The organism is Pseudomaricurvus albidus, assembly GCF_018863235.1.
Lineage (GTDB): Bacteria > Pseudomonadota > Gammaproteobacteria > Pseudomonadales > Cellvibrionaceae > Pseudomaricurvus > Pseudomaricurvus albidus.
In genome coordinates, this window is record NZ_JAHKRS010000011.1 from 145,393 (window position 1) to 152,001 (window position 6,609).

At 50.2% G+C, this 6,609-nt stretch carries 6 protein-coding genes and 1 pseudogene; 2 read left to right on the forward strand and 5 right to left on the reverse strand.

The window, feature by feature from the left end; genetic code table 11:
* Nucleotides 1-93: 93 nt before the first annotated feature.
* Together KOI40_RS16300 and KOI40_RS16305 are read right to left on the reverse strand one after the other, a co-directional pair.
* Nucleotides 94-843: a glucose 1-dehydrogenase gene (locus KOI40_RS16300; RefSeq protein WP_216098604.1), complete on the reverse strand. Its 750-nt coding sequence runs from the start codon at nt 841-843 to the stop codon at nt 94-96.
* A 9-nt stretch (nt 844-852) separates the two neighbouring features.
* Nucleotides 853-2,316: an aldehyde dehydrogenase family protein gene (locus tag KOI40_RS16305; protein WP_216098605.1), complete on the reverse strand. Its 1,464-nt coding sequence runs from the start codon at nt 2,314-2,316 to the stop codon at nt 853-855.
* Between the two features lie 456 nt (nt 2,317-2,772).
* Here KOI40_RS16305 and KOI40_RS16310 point away from each other — a divergent pair, with 456 nt between their 5' ends.
* Both KOI40_RS16310 and KOI40_RS16315 read left to right on the forward strand, forming a co-directional pair.
* A complete protein-coding gene (locus tag KOI40_RS16310; protein ID WP_216098606.1) occupies nt 2,773-3,921 on the forward strand; it encodes a CaiB/BaiF CoA transferase family protein in 1,149 nt (382 codons plus the stop codon).
* Nucleotides 3,921-4,778, forward strand: coding sequence for an HpcH/HpaI aldolase/citrate lyase family protein (locus KOI40_RS16315; RefSeq protein ID WP_216098607.1), 858 nt, complete (start codon nt 3,921-3,923; stop codon nt 4,776-4,778). The genes KOI40_RS16310 and KOI40_RS16315 overlap by 1 nt, the downstream gene beginning before the upstream one ends.
* Nucleotides 4,779-4,832: 54 nt before the next feature.
* Here the strand turns inward: KOI40_RS16315 and KOI40_RS16320 are convergent.
* From KOI40_RS16320 to KOI40_RS16330, 3 genes and pseudogenes are all read right to left on the reverse strand, one after another.
* Nucleotides 4,833-5,027, reverse strand: a pseudogene (locus KOI40_RS16320) (transposase); the annotation flags it as partial.
* Nucleotides 5,028-5,274: 247 nt separating this feature from the next.
* The gene (locus tag KOI40_RS18935) at nt 5,275-5,541 is read right to left on the reverse strand and encodes a hypothetical protein (protein WP_369413199.1); all 267 of its coding nucleotides are present in this window, start codon (nt 5,539-5,541) and stop codon (nt 5,275-5,277) included.
* 469 nt (nt 5,542-6,010) lie between these two features.
* A partial coding sequence (locus tag KOI40_RS16330; protein WP_216098608.1) for a cupin domain-containing protein occupies nt 6,011-6,609 on the reverse strand: 599 nt, incomplete at its 5' end.

Below are 6,609 nucleotides of genomic sequence, written 5' to 3' on the forward strand. Positions count from 1 at the left end.
CTTCCCAGGCAGTGGTTTTGATTATAAGTTGGGTGCTGGCTAGGCTGCGATCCATGTGATGGGCTGTGCAACTTAGCATGGCATCCCAGTTCACTAGACACAGCGGCCGCCATCGACTTCCATGGCAATACCCGTGATAAACGCCGCTTCGTCTGAGGCTAGGTACAACGCGGCATTGGCCACGTCTTCAGGCTTACAAAGCCGACTCAGCGGTATACTGTCAATAAATTTTTGCCGGGTTTCTGCGGTGTCGGGCCCAGGCAGGAAGCGTGCTAGCATTGGTGTATCACCGGCTACCGGACACAGGGCATTGACACGAATACCGTCCGCTGCCAATTCCAGTGCCATGCCTTTGCTTAATGATATTGCTGCCGCCTTACTGCCTGCGTACCAGGTCATACCGGGGCGTGGTCGCACCCCAGCAGTAGAGCAAACTGTTATAAAGGCGCTTTTGCCCGATACGCGCAGGGCGGGTACTGCCGCCTGGGCAGCTAGATAGATGGCCTTAACATTCACCTCGAAAGTTCGATCAAAGGTTGATTCGTCCACCTCTAACATCGGAATATTTAGATGGGAATACCCGGCATTATTGACGTAGATATCTAAGCCCCCAAACTGGGAAACAGCCTGCGCAACTGCCGACTCTACATCCACACGCTTGGTTACATCTACTTGCACCGCAATGGCTGACGGCCCGATTGATTCAGCGACTTTCTGGGCAGCCTCCAGATTCATGTCGGCTATAACGACTTTGGCACCTTCTTCAACAAATCGCCGTGCCGTTGCTGCCCCAAATCCCGATGCGCCACCTGTGACAATCGCTACTTTATTTGCAAGTCTCATAACTAACATCTACCCGTGATTGATTACTATTGTTTTTGTGGTTGAAAATTCATGCAGTGCGGCAAAGCCTTTCTCGCGTCCGTGACCACTCTTCTTAACACCGCCGAATGGCAATTCAATACCGGCACCGGCACCATAGTTGTTAATAAATACTTGTCCGCCCCGTACGGCATTGGCTACCCGTATCTGCCGCGCACCGTCCTTTGTCCAAACACCAGCGGCCAGGCCAAAATCTGTATCGTTGGCAAGCTCAATCGCATCGGCTTCGTCGGCAAAAGGAATCATGACTAACACGGGCCCAAACACTTCTTCGCGAGCTAATATATGATCCCGCGGTACTGGGCCGAAAAGCGCAGCTGGCTGATAAAAACCATCGACAGGCGCATCAGGGGACAATTGAGCTTGCGCTAACAAGGGCAGACCACTGGCTACCGCCTGATCAACAAAGGACTTTACGCGTTGCTGCTGCTTGGCACTGATCAAGGGGCCGCAATGCAAATCCATCTCGTGACTGCCCATACGAAGCTCTGAAAACCGTGCTACCAGCTTTGTCTTCACCTGCTCAAAAATGTCCTGCTGTACCAATAATCGACTACCAGCAGAACAGGTCTGCCCCGCATTTTGAATAATAGCGTTGGTTATCACGGGCAAGGCTTGTTCCAAATCGGCATCGGCAAATACTATCTGTGGCGACTTACCCCCCAGCTCTAACACACAGCCGATATGATTTTTTGCTGCTGCACACTGAATGATTGTTCCCACATCAGGTGAGCCAGTGAAGGAGATAAAGTCGATATCTGGATGTTCACTCAGCGCTGCACCAGCCTCATGCCCATAGCCGGTGACAACATTAATGGCGCCTGGCGGAAAGCCTGCTTCGAGCGCCAGCTCGGAGAGTTTAACGGGAGTCAGGCAGGCTTCTTCAGCCGGTTTTAGAACCGTCGCGTTACCCATTGCCAATGCTGGCGCTAGGGTTCGGCCAAACATCTGCGCGGGATAATTCCAGGGGATTACATGGCCGGTCACACCATAAGGCTCGGGTACAACGGCAACTGTATAACCGTCCACATAGGGAATGGTTTCGCCATGGACTTTATCCGCCGCAGAGCCATAGAATTCAAAGTAACGTGCAGCAGCAGTAATGTCTGCACGGGCCTGAGTCATCGGCTTGCCGGTGTCCAGCGCCTCGAGCTGCGCTAACTCCTCATGATTCTCCAGGATCTTTTCTCCCAGTTTCATAAGAAGGCGACCACGCTCCAGCGCTGTCAATTTGCCCCAAGTACCGGATTCAAAAGCACGACGCGCCGACTTAACAGCTTTGTCCACATCCAATTGACTGCTACGTGAAATAGAGGCAAAAACCTGGCCATTACTGGGGCTCAGCACATCTATTGTCGCTCCATCGGAAGCAGCAACAAGTTTGCCATCGATAATATTGTTAAATGCTAGGTCAGTGCTGGCGAGTTCTGTCATATACCCTCTCAAAATGGCGATATTGCATCGATTAAAACGTAACGAATTTAGCTGTTATAGTGCAGCAAATAGGCTCGGAAGAACAATATTGATTGTCGATAGCGGCTATACGTTAAACCTATATCAGGACAGGGCAATATCTCAGTTGCTCGCTTGAATTTGTTATTTAGGTGCAGAGCCATAAAGATGGAATAACGACATTATGTTTATCCTTAATTTGTGTGCCTATATGATATTGGTATAGCCAATATAGGAATTCTATCTTTGACGTCTACGCCAATCATCTTCAAAGTATACAAAGATTTCAGTGCAAAGAGTCAATGCTTTATGGGCGGTTAACAACTGTTAAATGATGAATGTTCAAGCCGCTCAAAACCATAACTGCCTTTGCTCAATTGCCTTGGGTCGTCATGCCGCTAGCGTGATTGAGTTACAAGTACATTTAAGAGGTTTTTAGTGTCAGATCTGGATGGTTTTTTAGTCGTTTCCCTGGAGCAGGCAGTGGCTGCTCCCTATGCCAGCAACTTATTGGCTGAAGCCGGCGCAAGGGTGATAAAGGTAGAGCGTGAAGAGGGTGATTTCGCTCGTCGCTACGATCACGTCGTGCATGGAGAAAGTGCCTATTTTGTGTGGCTAAATCGAGGCAAGCAATCAGTCTGCCTGGACGTGAAGAATGATGACGACAAAGCCTTATTGATTGAAATAATCAAAGAATCGGATGTGTTTATCCAGAACCTTAAGCCTGGAGCTGTTAATAAGCTGGGCCTGGATTACGACACCTTGCGGAAAATTAACCCAGCCCTGGTGATGTGCAGCATCTCTGGCTATGGAGAAAGCGGCGAATACGCCAAAATGAAAGCCTACGACCTTCTGGTACAGGCAGAAAGTGGCTTAAGCTTTATTACGGGTACGGGCAGTGAGTCGGCTCGAGTCGGCGTATCAATTTGTGATATTGCGACAGGGCTTACCGCATACAGCGCAATCCTTCGGGCCTTACTGGCAAGAAGCCGAACGGGCCAGGGAACCCATGTCACCACGTCTTTATTTGGCGTGATGGCAGACTGGATGAACGTACCGCTGCTCCACCAGGCCTACGGCGGCCGTGCACCAGAGCGAATGGGGATTCGCCACCCCAGCATCGCGCCCTATGGTGTTTTCACGGCGGGCGACGGCAAGCAGCTGGTATTTTCAATACAAAATGAACGGGAATGGAAAATGCTCTGCGATGCTGTTTTGGAACGCCCAGAGATTGCTACAGACACTCGGTTCGATAGCAATGTCAATCGTGTAGCCAATAGAGCCTTGCTGGATGAACAAATCAACTCGATTTTTTCCGCGTTTAATCAAGAGCAATTGGCTGAGCGGCTAAGTGGCGCGGGTATTGCCTATGGTCGATTAAACGACTTGAAAAATGTGCTAAATCACCCGCAGCTAAGTCAGGTCACTGTTAACTCTCCCAGTGGGGAATTGACACTAACCGCGACCGGTGTTGCCTTCGGGGGGCAGCCAGTACCCAGTTTAGCCGTGCCAGCATTGGGTCAAGACACGGCCGCTGTACGTGAAGAGTTTTCGGTTTCTAACACCTCTAGAGAGGCCGTTCAATAATGAATAGTGCAAACTTAATGCGCAGTTTATTATTTGTACCGGGCAGTTCACCTGAGCGATTCACAAAAGCTGAAAATTGCGGCGCAGATATTTTTTGCATTGACCTGGAAGATTCGGTGGCTTCTGGTGACAAAGATCAAGCTCGCGTCGCTGCCCTCGAATTCATCATCAATCGAAATTTACACAAATCTGGCCAAGCCCGTCCCTATTGCTTTCTGCGAATCAACGGGCTCACCACAGCGGATGGCTTGAAAGATTTATTGGCATTGGCGGAGCTCGCGGACACGCATACCTTACCCGATGGCCTTGTGTTACCCATGGTGAACTCGACCTTCGAAATACGTCAGGTAGTTAATATACTTGGTCGGTACCCCGGTCTAAACATCATGCCGCTGATTGAAAACCCTGAAGGGCTGGAGAATATTCGCGCTATAGTGCGAGAAAGCGATTGCGTGTCTGCCATTGGCTTTGGTTTTGCAGACTTTGCAGCCACCGTAGGTAGCGATATGAGCTGGGACGCCTTACTGTCTGCGCGCAACGGTATTATCGCTGCAGCCAGCACTCGACGCATACATTGTTTTGATGGCCCCTGGTTTGAGATCAGGGATCAGGATGGCCTTCGCGAGGAGGCAGCGAAGGTCTCGCGTTTAGGGTTTAAAGGAAAGATGGCTATTCATCCTTCACAAGTGCCATGTATCAATGAAACCTTTGTTCCTTCAGTGAAGGAGATTGCCTGGGCCCGTGAAGTCATTACCGTATTCAATGAATCAGAATCAGGAGTTGTCTCTATCAACGGCATGATGGTGGACAAGCCAGTGATTGATCAGGCGAAGAGGATTCTTGGTCAGCTGCAGTAACAAATAGTGCCACTTAACAGGTTGTTGAAGGCAGGCTTTTGAGGCCCGAACGATGATCGAGAGCGCCTTGAACCAGGCCATCAAACCAGCGAACATCAAATCGTAATCCAGGCTCTCTACAAGCTGACGCTCTGATCGGATGGTGAAAATAATCTGCAGTAGGATGGTGCGAATTAGCTGCTCTGGGGGTATAGAGGTGTTTGATTGAATCGCCGCGTATTGCTTATGTCTTGCCCGGAAAAGCTGTATTGTCTCATTTTTTGGTTTTTTAACAGTCTGCTAAAATAAGTGGCAAGAAAATCCAGCCAGCAGAGCCAGGCTAAATTGCAGGTTTAGAAACGCATTTAATCTCCGCGCCATAGGTAGGGGGCTCTAGGCGGAGACACCGAGTATTTCTTGCTAAAGAGAAGGGCGTTTTTCCATCGGAGCTCGACGATAATCCTTAAAAAGGGCCAGAATACTGGCCCTCAAAAGGCGGTAGCGCTTTTAACATGCCTTACCAGGAGTATGTCAGGTCCACCCCGTAGCTCCGCGGCCGACCCATAATGTCCATATAGTCGCCTAAGTCATCGCCGGTGGTACTCCTCACATACTCCTTGTCACCGAGGTTCTTGCCCCACAGCGCCACAGCCCAGCGGCCGTCGTCGGGCTCTAGGGTGACGCGCGCGCCTAGCAGGCCGTAGCCGTCTTTGGCGAAGAACGCCTCGTCCACCTCGCTGCCAATGAACCCTGAGGAGTCGTCCCGGTAGCTGTAATCCACCATAAAGGCGGCTTGCAGATTACTGCTGACAGATGTTTCATAGCGGGCGCGCAGGTTGCCGCTCCAGGAGGGGGTATTGGGACGATCCATCCCTTCAATAGAGTAGGCAATACCATCCTGGCTGGTACCGATTTGGTCGGAGTCAGTGATTTCCGCTTCCAGATAGGCAATGCTCGCTTCCAGGGTTAACCCTTCGGCCAGCAGCCAAGCGATATCAAGTTCTGCCCCCCGATGCTCAGCGTCGCCCTAGTACCAGGCGGAGTGGGTCGGCCTCTCGGAAAAGACAATCCCGATGTTCTACTCGACACTCAAACTGCTGGGTGGGCCCGCCGCTTCTGCAATAAAATAAACTCGTACGGCATGAGGAGGGGGAGCTGAGTAATAAGTAATTAATAAAGGCGCGCGACGCTACCCTTGAAATGGCCATATGCCACAAAAAGTGACGCCGCGTAAAAGTGATTTTTACAAGATATTAGCCTTCGGCATCATTCCAGGCCTTGGTTTCAACAACAATCAATTCACGATAGTGCCTCGGCATATCCCAGGTGCCTAAAAAGCCCTTGGGCACCAAAAAGTTGTCACCCTTCTTGAAGGTTTGTGCAGTGCCATCGATATGGGTCAAAGTCACCTCGCCTTCGAGCACATAGACATACTCGTCGTAGGTGAATGGCTCCTTGATCTCAATGAGGGCTGGCGTTGATTCATAAAGTGCGACAACCACTTCACCCTGATGCAGGATTTTCATCCAGTTTTTCTGCTTGCCTTTAAGAATTACTTCCTCGGGAAAAGGGGGGATTAGCTCAAGTGCCGCCTTCTTCATTGCCTCGGGGTACATTGGCAGGACTTCGGGAGCAGCTTGGGTTTGCATACTCACAGCTGCGAACAACACCGTGAGTGATGATAAAAGTTTTTTCATAATGTTATTTCCTTTGTTAAAAAAGCGTCGCGGTTTCGGATAATGAGTGCAATTTCCTAGTGAGGACGGCCAGCTGATATAGTTCGGTGCCATTTTCTCGCCAAAGGAAATAACACAATGAGCTATAAGCAGCTGACCGAAGGTGAACGATACCA

Excerpts from the sequence above, each read along its gene's own strand:
- KOI40_RS16300 (WP_216098604.1), bottom strand. The coding sequence starts at position 843 with ATGAGACTTGCAAATAAAGTAGCGATTGTCACAGGTGGCGCATCGGGA.
- KOI40_RS16305 (WP_216098605.1), bottom strand. The coding sequence starts at position 2,316 with ATGACAGAACTCGCCAGCACTGACCTAGCATTTAACAATATTATCGAT.
- KOI40_RS16315 (WP_216098607.1), top strand. The coding sequence starts at position 3,921 with ATGAATAGTGCAAACTTAATGCGCAGTTTATTATTTGTACCGGGCAGT.
- KOI40_RS18935 (WP_369413199.1), bottom strand. The coding sequence starts at position 5,541 with ATGGTGGATTACAGCTACCGGGACGACTCCTCAGGGTTCATTGGCAGC.